Annotated in this window: 18 protein-coding genes; 11 read left to right on the top strand and 7 right to left on the bottom strand. The window is 72.1% G+C overall.

Annotated elements, in window-relative coordinates:
- The first annotated feature begins 101 nt into the window (after window positions 1–101).
- Window positions 102–647, top strand: a complete 546-nt coding sequence (locus ACFWGZ_RS06460) for a hypothetical protein (protein WP_382450437.1) — start codon at window positions 102–104, stop codon at window positions 645–647.
- Here the strand turns inward: ACFWGZ_RS06460 and ACFWGZ_RS06465 are convergent.
- The 4 genes from ACFWGZ_RS06465 to ACFWGZ_RS06480 all read right to left on the bottom strand — a co-directional run bounded on the left by ACFWGZ_RS06465 (window position 597) and on the right by ACFWGZ_RS06480 (window position 4,010).
- A complete protein-coding gene (locus tag ACFWGZ_RS06465; RefSeq protein WP_382450438.1) occupies window positions 597–1,445 on the bottom strand; it encodes an alpha/beta fold hydrolase in 849 nt (282 codons plus the stop codon). The genes ACFWGZ_RS06460 and ACFWGZ_RS06465 overlap by 51 nt on opposite strands.
- A 51-nt stretch (window positions 1,446–1,496) precedes the next feature.
- Window positions 1,497–2,063, bottom strand: coding sequence for a GNAT family N-acetyltransferase (locus tag ACFWGZ_RS06470; protein WP_382450439.1), 567 nt, complete (start codon window positions 2,061–2,063; stop codon window positions 1,497–1,499).
- A 632-nt stretch (window positions 2,064–2,695) separates the two neighbouring features.
- Complete coding sequence (locus ACFWGZ_RS06475; protein ID WP_382450440.1) at window positions 2,696–3,049, bottom strand: VOC family protein; 354 nt, start codon at window positions 3,047–3,049, stop codon at window positions 2,696–2,698.
- 25 nt (window positions 3,050–3,074) lie between these two features.
- On the bottom strand, window positions 3,075–4,010 hold the full coding sequence (locus ACFWGZ_RS06480; protein WP_382450441.1) for an RNA polymerase subunit sigma-70: 936 nt from the start codon (window positions 4,008–4,010) through the stop codon (window positions 3,075–3,077).
- Between the two features lie 54 nt (window positions 4,011–4,064).
- Between ACFWGZ_RS06480 and ACFWGZ_RS06485 the strand changes: the two genes are divergently transcribed.
- Window positions 4,065–4,655 carry a maleylpyruvate isomerase family mycothiol-dependent enzyme gene (locus tag ACFWGZ_RS06485; RefSeq protein ID WP_382450442.1) on the top strand — a complete coding sequence of 197 codons (591 nt, stop codon included), beginning with the start codon at window positions 4,065–4,067 and terminating at the stop codon, window positions 4,653–4,655.
- On the opposite strand, the gene ACFWGZ_RS06490 is transcribed toward ACFWGZ_RS06485, so the two are convergent.
- Window positions 4,648–5,091, bottom strand: a complete 444-nt coding sequence (locus ACFWGZ_RS06490) for a MarR family winged helix-turn-helix transcriptional regulator (protein ID WP_382450443.1) — start codon at window positions 5,089–5,091, stop codon at window positions 4,648–4,650. The two genes, ACFWGZ_RS06485 and ACFWGZ_RS06490, sit on opposite strands and share 8 nt — an antisense overlap.
- A 54-nt stretch (window positions 5,092–5,145) precedes the next feature.
- On the opposite strand from ACFWGZ_RS06490, the gene ACFWGZ_RS06495 reads away from it, so the two are divergent.
- Entirely contained in the window at window positions 5,146–7,122 is a 1,977-nt protein-coding gene (locus ACFWGZ_RS06495) for an MMPL family transporter (protein WP_382450444.1), read from the top strand.
- A 15-nt stretch (window positions 7,123–7,137) separates the two neighbouring features.
- The gene (locus ACFWGZ_RS06500) at window positions 7,138–8,238 is read left to right on the top strand and encodes a winged helix DNA-binding domain-containing protein (protein WP_382450445.1); all 1,101 of its coding nucleotides are present in this window, start codon (window positions 7,138–7,140) and stop codon (window positions 8,236–8,238) included.
- Here the strand turns inward: ACFWGZ_RS06500 and ACFWGZ_RS06505 are convergent.
- Window positions 8,235–9,728 (bottom strand): hypothetical protein, encoded by a 1,494-nt coding sequence (locus tag ACFWGZ_RS06505; protein WP_382450446.1) that lies wholly within the window; start codon window positions 9,726–9,728, stop codon window positions 8,235–8,237. The two genes, ACFWGZ_RS06500 and ACFWGZ_RS06505, sit on opposite strands and share 4 nt — an antisense overlap.
- A 320-nt stretch (window positions 9,729–10,048) precedes the next feature.
- Between ACFWGZ_RS06505 and kdpF the strand changes: the two genes are divergently transcribed.
- The 7 genes from kdpF (at window position 10,049) to lysA (ending at window position 18,831) form a co-directional block, all read left to right on the top strand.
- Complete coding sequence (gene kdpF / locus ACFWGZ_RS06510; protein WP_330854977.1) at window positions 10,049–10,147, top strand: K(+)-transporting ATPase subunit F; 99 nt, start codon at window positions 10,049–10,051, stop codon at window positions 10,145–10,147.
- A complete protein-coding gene (kdpA, locus tag ACFWGZ_RS06515) occupies window positions 10,147–11,769 on the top strand; it encodes a potassium-transporting ATPase subunit KdpA (RefSeq protein ID WP_382450447.1) in 1,623 nt (540 codons plus the stop codon). Before kdpF ends, kdpA begins: the two co-directional genes overlap by 1 nt.
- Window positions 11,766–13,715 carry a potassium-transporting ATPase subunit KdpB gene (gene kdpB, locus ACFWGZ_RS06520; RefSeq protein ID WP_382450448.1) on the top strand — a complete coding sequence of 650 codons (1,950 nt, stop codon included), beginning with the start codon at window positions 11,766–11,768 and terminating at the stop codon, window positions 13,713–13,715. Before kdpA ends, kdpB begins: the two co-directional genes overlap by 4 nt.
- A gap of 3 nt (window positions 13,716–13,718) precedes the next feature.
- Window positions 13,719–14,249, top strand: a complete 531-nt coding sequence (locus tag ACFWGZ_RS06525) for a potassium-transporting ATPase subunit C (protein WP_382450449.1) — start codon at window positions 13,719–13,721, stop codon at window positions 14,247–14,249.
- Window positions 14,224–16,731 carry a DUF4118 domain-containing protein gene (locus ACFWGZ_RS06530; RefSeq protein WP_382450450.1) on the top strand — a complete coding sequence of 836 codons (2,508 nt, stop codon included), beginning with the start codon at window positions 14,224–14,226 and terminating at the stop codon, window positions 16,729–16,731. Before ACFWGZ_RS06525 ends, ACFWGZ_RS06530 begins: the two co-directional genes overlap by 26 nt.
- Window positions 16,728–17,405, top strand: a complete 678-nt coding sequence (locus tag ACFWGZ_RS06535; protein WP_382450451.1) for a response regulator — start codon at window positions 16,728–16,730, stop codon at window positions 17,403–17,405. The genes ACFWGZ_RS06530 and ACFWGZ_RS06535 overlap by 4 nt, the downstream gene beginning before the upstream one ends.
- 115 nt (window positions 17,406–17,520) lie before the next feature.
- A complete protein-coding gene (gene lysA, locus ACFWGZ_RS06540; RefSeq protein ID WP_382450452.1) occupies window positions 17,521–18,831 on the top strand; it encodes a diaminopimelate decarboxylase in 1,311 nt (436 codons plus the stop codon).
- Here lysA and ACFWGZ_RS06545 read toward each other — a convergent pair.
- Window positions 18,822–20,243: an FAD-dependent monooxygenase gene (locus tag ACFWGZ_RS06545; protein WP_382450453.1), complete on the bottom strand. Its 1,422-nt coding sequence runs from the start codon at window positions 20,241–20,243 to the stop codon at window positions 18,822–18,824. The two genes, lysA and ACFWGZ_RS06545, sit on opposite strands and share 10 nt — an antisense overlap.
- Between the last annotated feature and the right edge of the window lie 40 nt (window positions 20,244–20,283).

Genomic DNA, 20,283 nt, shown 5'->3' on the forward strand with positions numbered 1-20,283 from the left:
ACGCAATCTGACGTACGCGAGATCAGAACGTGAGCGGATGATGCGCGCGCTCGTGGTCGCGAGAGTAGGACGCGACACCACGAGAGAAGGAGCACACCGCGATGACCACCACCCGCAAGCTCGGCGGCCGTGCCCGCAAAGCGGTTCTGCTCGCGCACGTCCTCACGGCGGCGGCGTGGCTCGGCATCGACCTAGGCTTGGGCATCCTGGTCGTCGTCGCGTTGTCCACTTCGGACGTCACGACCGCTGGCATCGCGATCCGAGCGGTCGACATCTTCGCGATCTGGCCCATGTTCGTGGCCAGCGTCGCCTGCATGTTCTCCGGCATCGTGCTCGGTGTGTTCAGCAAGTACGGGCTCGTGAAGCACTGGTGGGTCGCGGTCAAGCTGGTCGTGAACGTCGGCATGTCGCTGCTGATCGCGTTCGCGCTGCGGCCGGGCATGGCCGAGGCGGCGCGGATCGGCGAACGGATGATGGCAGGTGACCCCACCGCGGTTCTCCCCGGCAACCTGATGGGCCCGGTCATCGTCGCGCCGACGCTGCTGCTGTTCGCCTACTTCCTCTCGGTGTTCAAGCCGTGGGGACGAATCCGCAGGTCAGCGCAGCCAGTCGAGCGCCAGCGCCGCGACCTCGTCGGGGCGGTCTAGCTGGAGGAAGTGCCCCGCGCCCGGCACGACCTCGACCCGCGAACCGGCGGCGAGCCCCGTGGCGGCGTCGGCGTACGCGGTGGGCGGGATGCACCCGTCGTCGGCGCCCGCGAGCACCAGCATGGGGATCGACGCCGGCATCTCCGACACCGCGCCGAGCTCGGCGAGCGCCGGGTCGTGCAGTGACCGGTCGAAGTTCGCCCGGTACAGCTTGAGCGAGTTGGTCCGCACGGCCGGATCCGCGTACAGCTCCTGGACGTAGCGCGGCACCTCGAGTCCCGGCGACCACGTGCGCCACAGGTAGTCGATCAACGTGTCGTTCAGCAGCGCCTCGCCCACACCCGGCACCTGGAACAGGAACAGGTAGAAGAACCGTTGCTGCTGCGCGGGATCGTCGAAGATCGTGCGCAACGCGGCCGGCGGCGGCACGGACATCGTGATCACTCTGCGCACCAGGTCGGGCCGGATCGCCGCGAGCCTCCCCGCCACTCCGGCGCCGATGTCGTGCCCGATCACGTCCACGGGCTCGTCCGACAACGCCGCGTTGACCGCCGCGGCATCGGCGGCGAGCGTGAGTCCGTCGCCGAACCTCAGGCTGTCCACAGTGGATGGGTGGTGCCCGCGAAGGAACGGCGCGACCACGCGGCGCCCGGCGGCGACGAGACGTTCGGCGAGCGGTCCGAACGACTGCGGGTGGTCCGGGAAGCCGTGCCAGCACACGACGACGGGTCCGTCGCCCGCGGCCAACGCCGGGAAGTCGAGCCGTTCGGTCCGGATGACGATCTCGTCGAACCGCATCAGCGTCCCGCCCGCATCAGCGTCCCGCCCGCGTCAGGATCCGGCCTGGCATCAGAAGTCCACCCTCATCACGAAACGGCGTTTGGTCGGGTGCGTGACCTCCGCGAACCCGGCCTCCTCGAACACCTGCCGCGCGCCGACGTGCATCTCGCCCCACGTGACGTTCTGGCCGGGTGCGGCGAACATCGGGTATGCCTCAACGGCGCGTGCGCCGTTCTTGCGCGCGTGGTCGACGGAGGCCGCGGCGAGTTCGTAGGTGAGGCCTTGGCGGCGGAACCCTTTGCGCACCACGAAGCACGTCACGGCCCAGACGCCGTCGTCGTCCTTGTCCTCGGTGCGGCCCTTCCAAGGGATGGGCAGGTCGAGGAGTTTGGCGTAGTTGCAGCGGGGCTCGACGGCGACCCAGCCTGCGGGCTGGTCGTCCACGTAGGCCACGAGGCCGCTGCCCCGGGCGGACTGCTCCTCGTGAGCGGCGTAGCGCTGGTCCTGGGTGGAGTCACGCCACATCCAGCCCTTGACCTTGTAGCGCTGGCAATGGCATTTGCCGGGTTCGGAGCCGTCGAAGATGGCCTCGACGTCTCCCCAGGGCACCTCGTCCGACGCCACGATCCGGATCATGCCGCCTAGCGTAAGGCTGCCGGGGTGGTCTCACCGGGTTTCCCGCGCATCCCCAAGCGGATGCCGGCCTCATGCATCGTGGGTGAGCGCTGGACGAGTGCTGGGGGCTGGTCGAGTGCTGGGGCTGGTCGAACTTGGGCGGGCTGTGGCTGCGGTTGGTTCGGCACTCTTGCGCCTGTCACAGCACGTCCTGGCGTGGTCCAGTCTCGCGCGAACGGCTCGGCTCCGTCTCAGCGCTCCCGACTCGGACCTGGCTTGACTTGATCGGCACCGAGCCCGGCCCGCACCGCGCCCCACGGGCGCGATGCGGTCGAACTCAAACCCGGCCTGGTCCAGACCGGGCCGGCGCCGGACCGACTCCGTCCACACTCGCGGACCTGGTCCGGTATCCACCCCCTGATCCGGGGCCCCTCCCACCACCGGTCCAAGTCCGAATCCGGCCCTCCCCGAACCCGAGCGATCCGGCCCCGCGTTTCCTTGCCTTGCGGAACGAAGAAATCGCGGTTTCGGTTCCCCGGCTATCCACAGGCTACCGCGCCCCGAGAACCCGCAGGTCACAGCGCTACAACCCTGTGGACAACTCGAGATCTTGACCGAAAGGGGAACCCCAAGAGCGACCCCAGGAGACACGGCTAGAGAGACTGGGTCAGGTTCACCGGGTTCCCGTCCGGATCGAAGACGTGGGCCACCCGCTGCCCCCACGGCATGTCGTTGGCCGGCCCCCGCACCCGCCCACCGGCAGCCGGCACCAGCGGCAGCAACGCGTCGACGTCCTCCACGTCGATGCTCAGCGTGATCCGCGGGGCGGCCGAGAGGTCGGCGGACTCGGACACCAGGCCCAGCAGGGCGTCGCCGATGCGCAGCATCGTGTAGAACACCTCCCCGGACTCCGGGTACCGCGACACCTCGACCGCACCGAACACGTCCGCGTAGAACGCCTGGACCCGGTCGAGACCAGGCGTGACGATGATCGGCTGAATGGCCATGACAAACCCCTCCTCGGCAGACCGACTAGGAGGAGGTACGGGCCGGCCCGGCGGAACTGTCCGGTGTGCACCCGAACAGGGGCAGCAGGGCCGAGACGCCCAGGTAGGTGACGATGCCGGTCACCAGGCCGTCGCGCACGTCCAGGAACACCAGGCCGAACGGTTCGGCCAGGCCCGGGCGCATCTGCCAGTACGCGGGGGAGCCGTTGGCGGCGACCGGGACCAGCCACGCGCCCGCGCACGACGCCGCCGGGTCGCGCAGGGCCTCGGCGACCTGCGGGCGGCCGCGCAGCCACCAGGCGAAAGGAGGCATCGACATCGTCGCGTCCTCGTGCAGCAGGGCCACCAGGGCTTCCACGTCGTGTCGTTCGAAGGCGTCGCAGTAGCGGTTCAGCAGTGCTCGTTGTGCCGGGTCTTCGGGGTGCAGGGGAGTGCCGGGGTCGGTGACCTTCAGGGTGGCCCTGGCTCGTTGCAGGGCGCTCGTCACGGCCGGGACCGAGACGGACAGGAGGGCGGCCACCTCGGAGGCCTGCCAGGCCAGGACGTCGCGCAGGACAAGGACCGCGCGCTGGCGCGGGGGGAGCAGTTGCAGGGCCGCCACGAACGCCAGGCGCACCGTGTCGCGCAGGACCGCCTGGTCTTCCGGCAGGACCAGGGCGTCCGGGACCGGCTGCACGAAGACGCGTTCGTGCAGGGGTGTGTCCAGGGGGCCGCCCGGCTCGCGCAGGTCCACGGCCAGGGCTCGGCGCTGGGAGCTGCGCAGCATGTCGATGCAGATGTTCGTGGCTATGCGGTAGAGCCAGGTCCGCAGCGAGGCGCGTTGTGCGTCGTAGGTGGCGTAGGCCTTCCACGCGCGCACGAGCGTTTCCTGCACGGCGTCCTCGGCTTCGAAGCCCGAGCCGAGCATGCGGTAGCAGTAGCCGGTCAGCTCCACGCGGAACGGCTCCAGCGCCTCGATCACGCGCCGACCCTACGCGGACCGATTGGTTTTCGCGCGCGGCTCCGTACACCGTGCATGACTGACATTCGCGCCGCCATCGCAGCGGAACGACGTGAGCAGGCTGCGGTCCTGCGCGGGCTCACCCGGGAACAATGGGACTCGCCCAGCCTCTGTGCCGGATGGACGGTCAAGCACGTCGTCGCCCACACCACGCTGCCGTTCCGGTCCAAGGGCTCGCGGGTGCTGTTCGAGACGCTCAAGTCCGGGGGCCGGTTCCACCGCGCCGCCGACCGCATGGCGCGCGAGGACGCCGCGGCGCTGTCCGCGGACGAGCTGGCGGGCGTGGTCGAGGCCAACGCCGGGCACCCGTGGGCACCGCCCGGTGGCGGGCTGCTGGGGGCCCTGTCGCACGACGTCATCCACGGGCTCGACATCACCGTCGCGCTCGGACTGGACCGGCGGGTGCCGCACGACCGGCTGAGGCTGGTGCTCGACGGCATGCGGTCGCGCAACGTCCGCCACTTCGGGGCCGACCTCGACGGCAAGCGGCTCGAGGCCACCGACCTCGACTGGACCTTCGGCGAGGGCCGGCCCGTGCGGGGGCTCGCCCAGGACCTGCTGCTGCTGATCTGCGGCCGGACCCTGCCCCCGCACCGGGTCAGCTGACCGACGACCGCACCTGCGCCGTCGCCTCGAGCGTCGCGGTCAGGAACCGGGCGACCACCCGGCGTTCCTCCGCGCTCATGCCGTCCCAGGCGGCCGCGTAGCCGCGGGCGAGCGGGGCGAAGAACTCCGCCGCCAGGGCCTGGGCGTCGGACAGGACGCGCAGCTCGACGCGGCGGCGGTCCTCCGGGTCGCGTTCGCGGACCACGTGACCCGCTCTCTCCAGGCGGTCCAGCACCGACGTGGTGGCCGAGGCGCTCAGGTTCAGCGCCTTGGCCAGCCCGCCGGGGGTCAGCGGGGTCGTCATGATCAGGTTCAGCGCCGTCATGTCCGTCGGGTGCAGGGCGTGGGCCGCGCTGAAGATCTCCAGGAACCGGTTCGACTCCATCACCAACCCGCGCAACAGCATGCTCAGGTCGTGGTCGGTTGCGTCGCTCACCAACCCAGCTTACAGTTCGGCCATCGAAACGTTCGACGATCGAAGGAATCACTGATGCGAGTCCTGGCCGGGGTCCTGCTCGTCGTCTGGCTGGCCCTGGGTGGCTTCACCGGACCGTACGCGGGCAAGCTGTCCGAGGTGGCGGAGAACGACAGCAGCGCGTTCCTGCCCAACTCCGCCGAGTCCACCCAGGTCGCCGAGCTGCAGAAGAAGTTCCAGCGCGACAACAAGATCCCGGCGATCGTCGTCGTGGAACGGCAGAGCGGGCTGACCGAGGAGGACAGGAAGTACCTCGCCGACGAGGTCGAGGGCTTCGAGGCATCCCCGGTCATCCCGTCGCCGAACGACGACAAGGCCGCGCAGGTCGTCGTGCTCCTCGACCCCGCCAAGGACGTCAAGGACTCGGTCTTCGAGCTCCGCGACGGCACCCGCGGCGCCCCCGAAGGGCTCACGGTGCTGGTCACCGGGCCGGCCGCGCAGGTCGCCGACCTCGTCGAGGCGTTCGGCGGCATCGACGGGCTGCTGCTGATCGTCGCGGGAGCGGTGGTCGCGCTGATCCTGCTCGTCGTCTACCGCAGCCCGCTGCTGCCGGTCGTGGTGCTCGTGTCCGCGGTGTTCGCGCTCGGCCTCGCCAGCTTCGCCGTGTACCTGCTGGCCAAGAACGACGTGCTGGCGCTCAACGGCCAAAGCCAGGGCATCCTGTCGATCCTCGTGTTCGGCGCGGCCACGGACTACGCGTTGCTGCTGGTGTCGCGGTTCCGCGAGGAACTGCGCGACACGCAGGACAGGTTCGCGGCGATCCGCGCGGCCTGGCGCGGCACGATCGAACCCATCGCCGCGTCCGCCGGCACGGTCATCCTCGGCGTGCTGTGCCTGCTGTTCAGCGATCTCGACTCCAACAAGGGCCTCGGGCCGGTCGCGGCCATCGGCATCGGCGCCGCGCTGCTCACGACCATGACGTTCCTGCCCGCCACCCTCGCCCTGCTGGGACGGGCCGCGTTCTGGCCGTTCGCGCCGAAGTTCGGCTCACCGCACCCCGAGACGAGCGGGCTCTGGGGCCGGGTCGCGGCGTTCGTGCGCGGCAAGCCCCGCGCCATCTGGATCGTCACGACGCTCGTGCTGCTCGTCGGCGCCGCGTTCCTGCCGCAGCTCAAGGCCTCCGGAACCGCCCAGTCCGACGTGTTCCTGACGCCCGTCGAGTCCGTCGCGGGACAGGAGGTGCTGTCGCGGCACTTCCCCGGCGGCACCGGTTCCCCGACGGTCATCATCGCACCGGAGGGCAAGACCGCCGAGGTGCTGGACAAGTCCAAGGTGGACGGTGTCGCGAACGTGCGCCCCAGCGGAACCGCCGACGGCCTGGTCGCGATCGAGGCCACGCTGACGGACGCGCCCGACTCCGACGCCGCCGTCGCGACCGTCGAACGCCTCCGCGCGGCCGTGGACGGCATCGACGGCACGAAGGTCGGCGGGCCCACCGCGACGCTGCTCGACACCAGGACGACGTCCGAGCACGACCGGCTGCTGATCATCCCGATCGTGCTGGTCGTGATCTTCCTCGTGCTGGCGCTGCTGCTGCGGTCGCTGCTGGCGCCGTTGCTGCTGATCGCGACGGTGGTGCTGTCGTTCGCCGCCACCATGGGAGTCTCGGCGCTGGTGTTCAACCACGTCTTCGGCTTCCCCGGCGCGGACCCGGTGGTGCCGCTCTTCGGGTTCGTCTTCCTGGTGGCACTGGGCATCGACTACAACATCTTCCTGATGACCCGCGTCCGCGAGGAGACCCACGAGCTCGGCACCGTCGAGGGCACCATCCGCGGGCTCAGCCTCACCGGCGGCGTGATCACCTCGGCGGGCGTCGTGCTGGCGGCGACGTTCGCGGCCCTCGCGGTGCTGCCGATCCTGTTCCTCACCCAGATCGCGTTCATCGTCGCGTTCGGCGTGCTGCTCGACACGCTGCTGGTGCGGTCGCTGCTCGTGCCGGCGCTGTCGGTCGACATCGGCGGCCGGATCTGGTGGCCCTCGAAGCTGCGGTGAGCGAGGATCACCCGCATGACCCCCACCGCCCGCCGGCTCAACCGCGCCACGCTCCACCGGCAGATGCTGCTGGAGCGTGAGCCCGCCGGGCCGGTGACGGCGGTGGAGAAGGTCGTCGCGATCCAGGCGCAGGAACCCGCCTCGCCCTACGTCGCGCTGTGGAACCGGGTCGAGGACTTCGACCCGGCCGGCCTCGACGCGGCGTTCGCGAGCGGCGAGGTCCGCAAGGCGTCGCTCATGCGGATCACCCTGCACGCCGTCACCGCCGCCGACCACGAGGTGTTCCACCACGCCATGCTGCCCGTGCTGCGGGCGTCACGGCTGCACGACAAGCGGTTCCGCGGCATGGACATCACGGTTGAGCAGGCCGACGCGCTGCTGGAGCACCTGCGGGAGTTCACCGCGCAGCCCCGCCAGAAGGCCGAGATCGAGGAACTCCTGCACACCCACGTCGGCGACGTCGGCGAACCCGGCGTGTGGTGGGCGCTGCGCACCTACGGCGGGCTCGTGCACGCGCCGACGGGCGGGCCGTGGTCGTTCGGGCTGCGGCCGTCCTACCGGTCCGTGCCGGCCGGGCCGCGCGAGCAGAAGGCCGCGGTGGCCGAACTGCTGCGCCGCTACCTCACCGGGTTCGGGCCCGCGACCGTCCCCGACATGAACCAGTTCACGATGCTGCCGCGCACCACCATCCGGGAAGCGCTGGCACTGCTCGACCTCGTGCGGGACGGCGAGCACTACGACGTTCCACAAGGGACGCTCCCCGACGAGGACACCCCCGCCCCGCCACGGCTGATGGCCATGTGGGACAGCATCCTGCTCGCCTACGCCGACCGCAGCCGCGTCCTCCCCGAGCAGTACCGGAAAGCGGTCATCCGCGCCAACGGCGACACCCTGCCCACCCTGCTCGTCGACGGGCACGTGGCCGGGGTGTGGCGCCCGGTCGAGGCCGGCGTCGAACTCACCTCGTTCCACGCCCTCACCGACGACCAGTGGGCCGGTCTCGAGGAGGAGGCGGCGGCGCTGAAGAAGTTCCTCGGCGACCGCGAGCCGCAGGTCTACCGGCGGTACGCGCGCTGGTGGAACTCCCTTCCCGCCCACGACGTCCGGGTCGTCTAGAGCCGGGCGGCGACCTCGCGGGCACGGTCCAGCTCCCGCCGGAACCGGGCGGGATGGGCGGCCGCCAGGTCCTCGTGCAGCGCCAGGGACTCGGTGATGGCGGCCGCGGCCTCCGCGCGCTCGCCGCGCAGGTCCCGGACCACGGCGTGGTCCGTCAGCGCGTCGGCGAGCAGATGGGCGTGCTCCCGCGGCTCCCCGGAATGCCACTCGCGGTACTCGGCGACCGACCGCAGCGACGCCTCCAGCGCGGCCCCGTGGTCGCCCACGTGGGCTGAGGCCACGGCGAAGGTGTTGCGCGCCATGGCCTTGCCGCTCGCCACCCGGTAGAGCTCGACTCCCCGCGCGGCGGCGTCCGCGGCCTCCCGGTAGGACCGCCGCGAGAGCAGCAGGCTCGCCCTGTTCGTCCACGCACGGGCCAGCTGGTCGCGGTCGTCGTGCCGGGACGCGAGCGCGATGGCCTCGTCGCTGGAGGCCAGCGACCCGTCGAGGTCGCCGACGTCGTGCAGCGCGCCGCCCAGACCGGCCAGCGCGAGCGCGAGGCGCAGCTCCAGCCGCACCACCGCGGCCGGGCTCCCGGCCTTCGCGAGGAGCGAGCGGTAGCGGGCCACCGACGTGCGGGCCGCGCCCGCCGCCTCCTCGTAGAGCCCGAGGTCGTGCAGGCGGATGCCCTGGTTGTGCAGGGCGGCCGCCAGGTGGGCGCGGAACTCGTCGTTCCTGGCGCGGGCGCGGAGGACGGCGACGGCTTCGGCCTCCGACGCGCGCGACTCGGCGAAGCGGCCGAGGCGGAGCTGCACGGCGCTGAGCTCGTGCAGAGCGGTGTAGCAGCGGATGGCCTCGCCCCTCGCGTGCCGCCAGAACTCCGCGGCCTCGGTGAGCGCCCCGGCCGCCCGGCCGAACTCACCGATCCGCGCGAGCCGCGTGGCGAACTCGCGCAGGGCGTGCGCGAGGCCGTGGCCCGGCGGGGGACCGCCGCGCACCGGCTCCTGGGCGCGCAGCGCGGCGACGGCCTCCCCGGCGACCCGGGCCGACTCCTCGTGCCTGCCCAGCTCACCCAGCACGTGCAGCACCCAGAACCGGGCCGAGTGGGCGACCTCGGTGCTGTACTCGCCGGGCACGGCCAGCTCCGCGGCCAGCCGGAGCTCCTCCCGCGCCAGGGGCAGCGCCTCCTCGTAGCGCCCCAGGTCCACCAGCAGCGACCGCGACGCGGTCAGCGCCCGGCGCAGGTCCGCGGGATCGCCCGCCTCCCGGCGCAGCTCGACCGCCTCGTGGTAGGCGCGCATGGCAAGGTCGTCCCACCCGGCGTCGTGGAACGACTCGGCCAGGTGCACCAGGGAGGCGGGCAGCTCGTCCGGCGTCCGCCACGACGACCGCGGGGTGTCGCGCAGCCGTTCTACGACGGGGAAGTGCACCCGCATGACCTTCCACGGGTCCGGCCAGGCGTCCTTGCCCCTGCGGTGGTGCGTGTCCTCGACACGGACTCGTTCGATCACGGACGACTGGATAGCACGCCGGCCGCACCTCGGGGACCGGTTTCGCCACCACCCGGCGTTCTCACCGACCGTGACCGCGGTCAGCCCCAACGGGGGAGACCTGGGTCTCCCCGGCCTCAAGAACGCGTAAAAGCCGCCCCTGACGCCGTAAGGACGCTGTCAGGCATCCCCTGATCAGGCATTTCCCTGGTGCACGCTTCCGGGCGTCATCAAGACCAAGTTGTGGAAGGGAGCGGCGTCATGGCCGACCTGGCCTACGCGTTGCTGCTGATCGGGAGTTTCGTCGTGCTCGGCCTCACGGTGCGCGGACTGGAGAAGTTGTGAGCACGGGACTCGCGGCCAACGCCGTGGCGGGCGTGCTCGCCCTCGCCCTGATCGTCTACCTGTTCGTCGCCCTCGTCAGGCCGGAGAAGTTCTGATGTCCCCTCTCGTGGCCGGCCTGGTGCAGGTCGGCATCCTGTTCGCGGCCCTGGCGGTCGTGTACCGGCCCCTCGGCGATCACATGGCCCGGGTCTTCCAGGCCGAGCGGCACCTCCGCGTCGAGAAGGCCGTGTACCGGCTGGGGCGCATCGACCCCGACGCCGGGCAGAAGTGGAGCACCTACGCCTACGGCGTGCTGGGCTTCTCGTTCGTCGGCATCGTGCTGCTGTACGTGCTCCAGCGCGTCCAGTCCGTGCTGCCGTTCGACTTCGGCCGCGGCGACGTCGGGCCGGGCATGGCGTTCAACACCGCCATCAGCTTCGTGGCCAACACGAACTGGCAGTCGTACGTGCCGGAGGCGGTCATGGGCCACGCGGTCCAGATGATCGGCCTGACCGTGCAGAACTTCGTGTCGGCGGCCGTCGGGCTCGCCGTCGCGATCGCGCTCGTGCGCGGGTTCGTGCGCAGCCGCACCGACCGGCTCGGCAACTTCTGGGTCGACCTCGTCCGCGGCACCGTCCGGATCCTGCTGCCCATCGCGTTCCTCGGCGCGATCGTGCTGATCGCCTTCGGCGTCACGATGAGCCTCAAGTCCGGAGTGGACGTCGACGGGCAGACGGTCGCCACCGCCCCCGTCGCCAGCCAGGAGGTCATCAAGGAGCTCGGCACCAACGGCGGCGGCGTCCTCAACGCCAACTCCGCCCACCCGTTCGAGAACCCGAGCGAGTGGACCAACCTCATCGAGATCTTCCTGATCCTGGTGATCCCGGTGTCGCTCACCCGCACGTTCGGCCGGCTCGTCGGCGACCGGAAGCAGGGCTACGTCCTGCTCGGCGTCATGGGCGTCATCTGGACGGCCGTGCTCGGCGTCATCTGGGCGGCCGAGGCGACCGGGCTGCGGCCGCTGGAGGGCAAGGAGCTGCGGTTCGGCATCGCCGGCAGCGCGATCTTCGCCGACGCCACCACCGGCACGTCCACCGGCGCCGTCAACTCGATGCACGACAGCTACACCGGCCTCGGCGGCGGCGCGACGCTGCTCAACATGCTGTTCGGCGAGATGACGCCGGGCGGCGTCGGCACCGGGCTCTACAGCATCCTCGTCATGGCGATCATCGCGATGTTCCTCGCCGGCCTGATGGTCGGCCGCACCCCCGAGTACCTCGGCAAGAAGCTGGGGCGCAAGGAGGTCACGGCCGCGGCGGTGTCGATCCTCGCCATGCCGACCGTGCTGTTGATCGGCGCCGGCATCGCGGCGGTCCTGCCCGGAACGCAGGCGGCGCTCAACAACCCCGGCGCGCACGGGCTCTCCGAGATCCTCTACGCCTACGCGTCGGCGTCGAACAACAACGGCAGCGCGTTCGCCGGCATCACCGTCACCAGCGACTGGTTCCAGTCCTCGCTCGGCCTGTGCATGCTGTTCGGCCGGTTCCTGCCCATCATCGCGGTCCTCGCGCTGGCCGGATCGCTCGCCGGGCAGAAGAAGGTCCCGGTCACCGCGGGCACCCTGCCCACCACCGGCCCGCTCTTCGCCACGCTGCTCACCGGCTCGATCGTGCTGGTGGCCGCGCTCACGTTCGTTCCCGCACTCGCTCTCGGTCCCATCGCGGAGGCACTGCAGTGACCCCGAAACCCGGTCTCGCGGCCGCACTTCCCGAGGCCCTGAGGAAGCTCCACCCGCGCCACCAGCTGCGCAGCCCCGTCATGTTCGTCGTCTGGGCAGGCTCCCTGCTCGTCACCGCGTTCGCCGTGATCGACCCGAGCGTGTTCACCGTCGCGGTGGCGCTGTGGCTGTGGTTCACCGTGCTGTTCGCGAACCTCGCCGAGGCCGTCGCCGAAGGACGCGGCAAGGCGCAGGCCGACTCGCTGCGCAAGACCAAGAAGGACGCCGTCGCGCGGCTGCTGAACGGGGACACCGTTCCCGGCACCGAGCTCAAGGTCGGCGACCTGGTCGTCGTCGAGGCGGGCGAGGTCGTCCCCGGCGACGGCGACGTCGTCGAGGGCATCGCCACCGTCGACGAGTCCGCCATCACCGGCGAGTCCGCGCCCGTCATCCGCGAGTCGGGCGGCGACCGGTGCGCGGTCACCGGCGGTACGACCGTGCTGTCCGACCGGATCGTCGTCAAGATCACCACCAAGCCCGGCGAGTCCTTCGTGGACCGGATGATCGCGCTCGTCGAGGGCGCCGAACGGCAGAAGACGCCGAACGAGATCGCGCTGACGATCCTGCTGTCGACGCTCACGATCATCTTCCTGCTCGCCGTGGTGGCGCTGCAGCCGTTCGCGATCTACTCCGGCGGCGAGCAGTCCGTCGTCGTGCTGACCGCGCTGCTGGTGTGCCTGATCCCCACGACGATCGGCGCGCTGCTGTCCGCCATCGGCATCGCGGGCATGGACCGGCTGGTGCAGCGCAACGTGCTGGCGACCTCCGGCAAGGCGGTCGAGGCCGCGGGCGACGTCGACACGCTGCTGCTCGACAAGACCGGCACGATCACCTGGGGCAACCGGCGCGCCACCGAGTTCATCCCGGTCGGGCCGACCGACCACGAGACGCTGGTGGCCGCCGCGCGGCTCGCGAGCCTCGCCGACGACACCCCCGAGGGCCGCAGCATCCTCGAGCTCGCGGGCGGGCAGCCGGCGAGCGAGCACGAGAAGACCGGCGAGTTCGTGCCGTTCACCGCGCAGACCAGGATGTCCGGCATCGACCTCGGCGGCCGCAGCATCCGCAAGGGCGCCGCGTCCGCGTTCGAGCTCACCGACACCGCTCGCGAGGTCGTCGACGAGATCAGCGCCCGGGGCGGCACCCCGCTCGTCGTGGCCGAGAACGGCCGGGTGCTCGGCATCATCCGGCTCTCCGACGTCGTCAAGCCCGGCATGAGGGAACGCTTCGCCGAGCTGCGCGCGATGGGCATCCGCACGGTCATGGTCACCGGCGACAACCCGCTGACCGCCAAGGCCATCGCGGACGAGGCGGGCGTCGACGACTTCCTCGCCGAGGCCAAGCCCGAGGACAAGATGGCCCTGATCCGGCAGGAACAGGAGGGCGGGCGGCTCGTCGCGATGACCGGCGACGGCACCAACGACGCGCCCGCGCTCGCCCAGGCCGACGTCGGCGTCGCCATGAACACCGGCACGTCGGCCGCGAAGGAGGCCGGCAACATGGTCGACCTCGACTCGGACCCGACGAAGCTCATCGAGATCGTGGAGATCGGCAAGCAGCTGCTGATCACCCGCGGCGCGCTGACGACGTTCTCCGTGGCGAACGACCTCGCGAAGTACTTCGCGATCCTGCCCGCCATGTTCGCGGCGATCTACCCGGCGCTCGACAAGCTCAACATCATGCGCCTCGCGACACCGCAGTCCGCGATCCTGTCGGCGGTGATCTTCAACGCCCTGGTGATCGTGGCGCTGATCCCGCTGGCGCTGCGGGGAGTGCGGTACCGGCCGTCCAGCGCTTCGGCGCTGCTGCGGCGCAACCTGCTGATCTACGGCCTCGGCGGCGTCGTCACGCCGTTCGCCGGGATCTGGCTGATCGACCTGCTCGTACGACTCGTCCCCGGGATCGGCTGAACCATGACCACCTTCCTCAAGCAGTCGTGGGCGGGACTTCGCATCCTGCTCGCGCTCACCGTGCTCCTCGGCGTGCTGTACCCGCTGGCCGTGTGGGGCGTGTCGCGCCTTCCCGGCCTGCACGCCCACGCCGAGGCCACCGACACCACACTCGTCGCCGTGGCACGGGAAGGCGACCGGTACTTCGTGCCGCGCCCGTCCGCCGCCACGTTGCCCGCGTCCGGAGGGTCGAACAAGGGCGAGTTGAACGAGGACTACACCAAGGTCGTCGACGAACGCCGGACCGCCGTCGCGCAACGCGAGGGCGTGCCGGAGGACCAGGTGCCGCAGGACGCCGTCACGGCGTCGGCCTCGGGCCTCGACCCGGACATCAGCCCGGCTTACGCGCAGATCCAGGTCCCGCGGGTGGCGCGCGCGACCGGCCTGCCCGTCGGGAAGGTGCGGGAACTGGTCGCGGACGCCACCGGCGGCACCTTCACCACCACCGTCAACGTGACCGCGCTCAACCGTGCCCTCGACAGCGCGACCCGCTGACGGCCGCCGGGGAGAGCTGAGGATCTACCTCGGTGCCGCTCCCGGCGTCGGCAAGACCTTCGCCATGCTCGGCGAGGCCCACCGGCGCCGGGAGCGCGGCACGGAGGTCGTCGTCGGCCTCGTCGAGACCCACGGCCGGGAGAAGACCGCGACCCTCCTGCGCGGCCTGGAGGTCCTGCCCCGCAAGCAGGTCGGCCACCGCGGGCTCGCCGTCGAGGAGATGGACGTCGACGCGGTCCTCGCCCGCGCGCCCGAGGTCGCCGTCGTCGACGAGCTCGCGCACACCAACGCGCCCGGCTCGCGCAACGAGAAGCGGTGGCAGGACGTCGAGGAACTGCTCGACGCGGGCATCGACGTCCTGTCCACCGTCAACGTCCAGCACCTCGAGTCGCTGAACGACGTCGTCGAGCGGATCACCGGCGTGCGGCAGCGGGAGACCGTGCCGGACGAGGTGGTCCGCCGCGCCGAACAGGTCGAGCTCGTCGACCTCACACCCGAGGCGCTGCGCAGGAGGCTCGCGCACGGCAACGTGTACCCGGCGCACCGCATCGACGCCGCGCTGGGCAACTACTTCCGGCTCGGCAACCTCACGGCGTTGCGCGAGCTCGCCCTGCTGTGGGTCGCGGACCAGGTCGACGTGGCGTTGCAGCGCTACCGCAGCGAGAAGGACATCACCGACACCTGGGAGACCAGGGAACGCGTCGTCGCCGCCATCACCGGCGGCCGGGAGAGCGAGACGCTGATCCGCCGCGCCCGCCGGATCGCGACCAGGGCGGGCGCCGAACTGCTCGTCGTGCACGTCCTGCGCGGCGACGGCCTGTCCGGCGCCACTCCCGAGCACGTCGCCCGGTCCCGCCGGATCACCGAGGACGTCGGCGCGACGTTCCACTCGGTGGTCGGCGACGACGTGCCGACGGCGCTGCTGGAGTTCGCCCGCGGCGTCAACGCCACCCAGCTCGTGCTCGGCACCTCGCGCCGGTCGCGGGTGGCGCGCGCGTTCGACGAGGGCATCGGTGCCGCGGTCGTGCAGGAGTCCGGCGCGATCGACGTGCACATGGTCACCCACGACGAGTCACGGCGCGGGCTGCGGTGGAAGGTCGACGAGCCGTTGCCGTTGCGGCGCAGGCTCTTCGGCTGGGCCCTCGCGCTGGTGCTGCCGGCCGCCGTCACCGGCCTCGGCATGCTGTGGCGCGCCGAGCTCGACTTCTCCACCGACCTGGTGGCGTTCCTGCTGGTGACGTGCGTGGTGGCGATCGCGGGCGGACTGGGTCCCGCGCTGTCCTGCGCGGTCCTCGGCGCCGGGCTGCTGAACTTCTTCTTCACCGAGCCCTACTACAGCCTCCAGGTGCGGACACCGGAGAACGTGATCACGCTGGCCGCCATGGTGATCGTCGCGACCGTCGTCGCGCTGACCGTCGACCGGGCCGCCCGGCTCGCGGAACAGGGCGCGCGGGCGCGGACCGAGGCCGCGCTGCTCGCCTCCTACTCGCGGACCGTGCTGACGTCGCCGTACCCGCTCGCGCGGCTGCTGGAGAAGATCCGGGAGAACTTCGGCCTCGACTCCGTGGCGCTGCTCGAACGCCGGTCCGGTGCCTGGGAACGGGTCGCGTGCGTCGGGCCGCGGCCGTGCGACGAACCGGACGAGGCCGACGCCGACGTGCCGGTCACCTCCGACGTCCACCTGGCGCTGCGCGGCCGCGTGCTGCCCGCGAGCGACCAGCGCGTGCTGGAGGCGGCCGCCGGGCAGGCGCTGATGGCCCTGCGGCAGCAGCGGATGACCGACGAGACGAGGGACGCGCACCGCAAGGTCGAGACCTCGGAGCTGCGCACGGCGTTGCTGTCGGCGGTCGGCCACGACCTCCGCACCCCGCTCACGTCGATCAAGGCGGCCATCGGCAGCCTGCGCGACCCGTCCCTGCCACTGTCCACAGAGGACGTCGGTGAGCTGATGGCGACCGTGGAGGAGTCCGCGGACCGGCTGACCGGCCTCGTGGACAACCTGCTCGACTCCTCCCGGCTCGCCACCGGGTCGGTCGAACCGGTGCTGCGGCCGGTCGGCTACTACGAGGTCGTCGCGAAGGCGCTCGCCGGACTCGGGGGAGAGGTCGCGGTGCAGGTGGCGGAGGACCTGCCGCACGTGCGCGCGGACCTCGGGCTGCTGGAGCGGGTCGTCGCGAACGTCGTCGACAACGCCCTGCGCCACGGCAGCCCCTCGCCGGTGGCGATCAGGGCGAGCCGGCACGGGGCGGTCGTCGAGCTCCGGGTCGTCGACCACGGCCCCGGGCTGCCGAAGAACGCGGGGGACAGGGTGTTCGCGCCCTTCCAGCGCCTCGGCGACCGCTCCGGCCCCGGCGTCGGGCTGGGCCTGAGCGTCGCCAGGGGCTTCACCGCCGCGATGGGCGGCGAGATCAGCGCGGAGGACACACCGGGTGGCGGGCTGACCGTGGTCATCTCCCTGCCCGTCCACGAGGAGGGGCCATGACCTCGGTACTGGTGGTGGACGACGAGCCGCAGATCGTGCGCGCGCTGAGGATCAACCTCAGCGCCCGCGGCTACGACGTGCTGACGGCCTGCGACGGCAGGTCCGCGCTCGGCGTCGCGGCGGAGGGCAGACCGGACGTCGTCGTGCTCGACCTCGGCCTGCCCGACCTCGACGGCGTGGACGTGATCGCCGGGCTGCGCGGCTGGACGGCCGTGCCGATCATCGTGCTGTCCGCGCGCACCGACTCCCGCGCCAAGGTCGAGGCCCTGGACGCGGGCGCGGACGACTACGTGACCAAGCCGTTCGGGATGGACGAGCTGCTGGCCCGGCTGCGCGCCGCGGTGCGCAGGACCGCGGCGCGGGAGGCCGGCGACCCGGTCGTCGAGACCGCGTCGTTCGTCGTGGACCTGGCGGCGAAGAAGGTGCGGCGCGGCGGCCGCGAGGTGCACCTGACACCGACGGAGTGGGGACTGGTCGAGGTCCTCGCGCGCAACCCCGGCCGGCTCGTGTCGCAGCGGCAGCTCCTGCAGGAGGTGTGGGGTCCCAAGCACGTCAACGAGTCGCAGTACCTGCGGGTGTACTTCGCGCAGCTGCGGCGCAAGCTGGAGGACGACCCGGCGCACCCGCGGCACCTGGTCACCGAACCCGGCATGGGCTACCGGTTCGAGCTGTGAGCGGCCGTGACGCGGGTTACCGCCGTCGTCAGGATCGCGTCAAGGAGGCGGGCGGCCGTGTCAGGGTCCCGTCCGGGGTCTCGCGCGAGCGGCCCGCGCGGCGTGTGCTGGACGCATGACGCTCGCGGAGTTGTTGCCCAGCACCGGATGTTCCACCGCGCCGGCGCTGGAACCGGGTCTCTGGCCGGACGGGACCCTTCTCGCCGGCTCGGACCTCGTGCTCGGTGGAGTGCCCGCGACGCGGCTCGCGGCCCAGTTCGGCACGCCCTGCCAGGTGCTCGACGAGCTCTCGGTCCGGGCACGGGCCCGGGAGTTCCGCGCGGCCCTGCCGGACGCCGAGGTCGTGTTCGCCGGGAAGTCTCTGCCCTGCCCCGAGGTCTACCGGTGGATGGCGCAGGAGGGCCTGTCGCTCGACGTCTCCTCCGCCGGGGAGCTCGCGCTGGCCAGGGCCGCGGGCTTCCCCGCGTCGCGGATCGTCATGCACGGCAACGTGAAGACGGCGGAAGACCTCAAAGCCGCGCTGCAGCACGGGGTGTCGAGGATCGTCGTCGACTCGGTCGACGAGATCGGCCAGCTCGGCGCGCTCGCCCGGCACGGCCAGGAAGTGATGATCCGCGTGACGCCGGGCGTCGACGCGCACACCCACGCGGCGATCGCGACCGGCGTGGAGGACCAGAAGTTCGGGTTCTCACTGGCTTCCGGCGCCGCGCTCGACGCGGTCCTGCGGGTCGCCGGCCAGCCCTCGCTGCGGCTCGTGGGACTGCACTGCCACATCGGCTCGCAGGTCCGCCACGTCGCGTCCTACGAGGAGGCCGCACGGCGCATGGTCGGCCTGATCGCGTCGTGCGGCGTCCCGGTCGGGCAGCTCGACCTCGGCGGCGGGTTCCGCGCGCCGTACCTGCCCGGCGAGTCGTCGTTCGACCTCTTCGGCTTCGCGCACCGGGTGCGCGGCACGCTGCACCGCGAGTGCGCGCTGCGGCGGGTGCCCGTGCCGCGGCTGCTGGTGGAGCCGGGGCGGGCGATCGTCGCCAACGCCGGCGTGACGCTGTACCGGGTGTGCGCCGTGAAGGAGGGCACCCGGACGTTCGTGGCCGTGGACGGCGGGATGAGCGACAACCCGCGGCCTTCGCTGTACGGCGCCCGGTACGCCGTGCGGCTCGTCGGCCGGGGTGGCCCGACGAAGCCGGTGACGGTCGTCGGCCGGCACTGCGAGGCCGGGGACGTGCTGGCGGAGAACGTGCCGCTGCCCGCCGACGTCCACGCGGGCGACCTGCTCGCCGTGCCCGTCACCGGCGCCTACCACCACGCGCTGGCGTCGAACTACAACCAGGTCTGCCGCCCGCCGGTCGTCGCCGTGCGCGACGGCGTGGCGCGGCCGGTGGTGCGCCGCGAGACCGAGGAGGACCTGCTGCGCCGCTACCCCTGAGCGCCGAACCAGCGGGCGAGGTGCTCGTCCAGGTCGTCCTGCCGGTCGCCGGCCCAGGCCACGTGCCCGTCGGGGCGCAGCAGGACGGCCGGGACGTCCAGGGCCGCACCGGGATCGGCGACCAGGTCGACGCGGCCGGACCAGCCGTCCGCGCGCAGCCGCCCGGTGCGGTCGAGGACGAGCCCGCGGCCGCCGCGCATCCGGTCGTACAGGCGGCCGCCGGTCAGCGCGACGTCGCGCAGCCGCCGGCCGAGCAGGTCGTGGCCCTCGCCGAAGTCGTAGCGGACGTCGAGCGCGGCGATCTTCTCGATCAGGAGCCGGTTGACCTCGTTCAGGTCCATCAGCTCGGTGACGAGCCCGAGCACGGCCCGCGCGCCCGGACCGCCGGACATCAGGTGCACCTGCGCGCGGGTGTTGTCGAGCACGGCCGCGGCGACCGGGCGGCGTTCGCGGTGGTAGGTGCCGAGCAACGACTCCGGCGCCCAGCCGCGGACCTGCCCGGCGAGCTTCCAGCCCAGGTTGACCGCGTCCTGCACGCCCAGGTTGAGGCCCTGGCCACCGGCGGGAGGGTGGATGTGCGCGGCGTCGCCGGCGAACAGCACCCGGCCCTCGCGGTAGTGCTCGAGAAGCCGGGTGGCGTCGCCGAAGCGGGACAGCCAGCGCGGCGAGTGGACGCCGAAGTCGGTGCCGGCGACCGCGCGCAGCTCCCGCCGGAAGTCGTCGAGCGTGGCCGACCGGTTCTCGCTGACCTCCGCGCACGGCACCACGACGCGGTAGCGGCCCTCGCCGGACGGTCCCAGCTGGAACATGCGGTGGGTCCGCCGGGCCTCGGCCACCCCGGCGGCGATGTCCTCCTGCGGCACACCGACTTCCATCTCGCCCATGAGCGTGTCGTGCCGCGACGGTTCGCCGGGGAAACCGACGCCGAGCAGCTTGCGCACCGTGCTGCGCGCCCCGTCGCACGCCACGAGGTAGCGCGCTCGCAGTCGCTCGCCGCCCGCCACCTCGACCGTGACGCCGTCCTGGTCCTGGCTGACGCCGGTGACCGCGCGGCCCCGCCGGACCTCCGCGCCCAGCGCGACCGCGTGGTCCTCGAGGACCTGGTTCACGTCCGGCTGGCGAATGCCGAGCAGCGTGTCGAAGTCGGAGTCGAGGCCCTGCGGCGTGGGTTTCGGGATGCCCGCGAAGCTGCCGCCGACCGGGCGCTGCCGGCCCCGGGCGAGCAGCCGGTCCAGCAGGCCGCGCATCGCCATCAGCTCCAGGCTGCGGGCGTGCAGGCTCACGACCCGGACGAACGACGGCGCCTGCTCGGCGTCCTTCTCCAGGACCAGCACCCGCACGTCGTGCAGCCGCAGCTCGGCCGCCAGCACGGCCCCGGCGGGCCCGCACCCCGCGATGATCACGTCGAACAAGTGCCACCCGTTTCCGTCGCCTGGGAGGCCGCCGATTCTG

It is taken from the genome of Lentzea sp. NPDC060358 (assembly GCF_042725365.1).
GTDB lineage: Bacteria > Actinomycetota > Actinomycetes > Mycobacteriales > Pseudonocardiaceae > Lentzea.

Bases quoted from the DNA above. Each gene is read 5' to 3' on its own strand.
- ACFWGZ_RS06460 (WP_382450437.1), top strand. From the start codon at position 102: ATGACCACCACCCGCAAGCTCGGCGGCCGTGCCCGCAAAGCGGTTCTG.
- ACFWGZ_RS06465 (WP_382450438.1), bottom strand. From the start codon at position 1,445: ATGCGGTTCGACGAGATCGTCATCCGGACCGAACGGCTCGACTTCCCG.
- ACFWGZ_RS06470 (WP_382450439.1), bottom strand. From the start codon at position 2,063: ATGATCCGGATCGTGGCGTCGGACGAGGTGCCCTGGGGAGACGTCGAG.
- ACFWGZ_RS06475 (WP_382450440.1), bottom strand. From the start codon at position 3,049: ATGGCCATTCAGCCGATCATCGTCACGCCTGGTCTCGACCGGGTCCAG.
- ACFWGZ_RS06485 (WP_382450442.1), top strand. From the start codon at position 4,065: ATGACTGACATTCGCGCCGCCATCGCAGCGGAACGACGTGAGCAGGCT.
- ACFWGZ_RS06495 (WP_382450444.1), top strand. From the start codon at position 5,146: ATGCGAGTCCTGGCCGGGGTCCTGCTCGTCGTCTGGCTGGCCCTGGGT.
- ACFWGZ_RS06500 (WP_382450445.1), top strand. From the start codon at position 7,138: ATGACCCCCACCGCCCGCCGGCTCAACCGCGCCACGCTCCACCGGCAG.
- kdpA (WP_382450447.1), top strand. From the start codon at position 10,147: ATGTCCCCTCTCGTGGCCGGCCTGGTGCAGGTCGGCATCCTGTTCGCG.
- ACFWGZ_RS06525 (WP_382450449.1), top strand. From the start codon at position 13,719: ATGACCACCTTCCTCAAGCAGTCGTGGGCGGGACTTCGCATCCTGCTC.
- ACFWGZ_RS06535 (WP_382450451.1), top strand. From the start codon at position 16,728: ATGACCTCGGTACTGGTGGTGGACGACGAGCCGCAGATCGTGCGCGCG.
- lysA (WP_382450452.1), top strand. From the start codon at position 17,521: ATGACGCTCGCGGAGTTGTTGCCCAGCACCGGATGTTCCACCGCGCCG.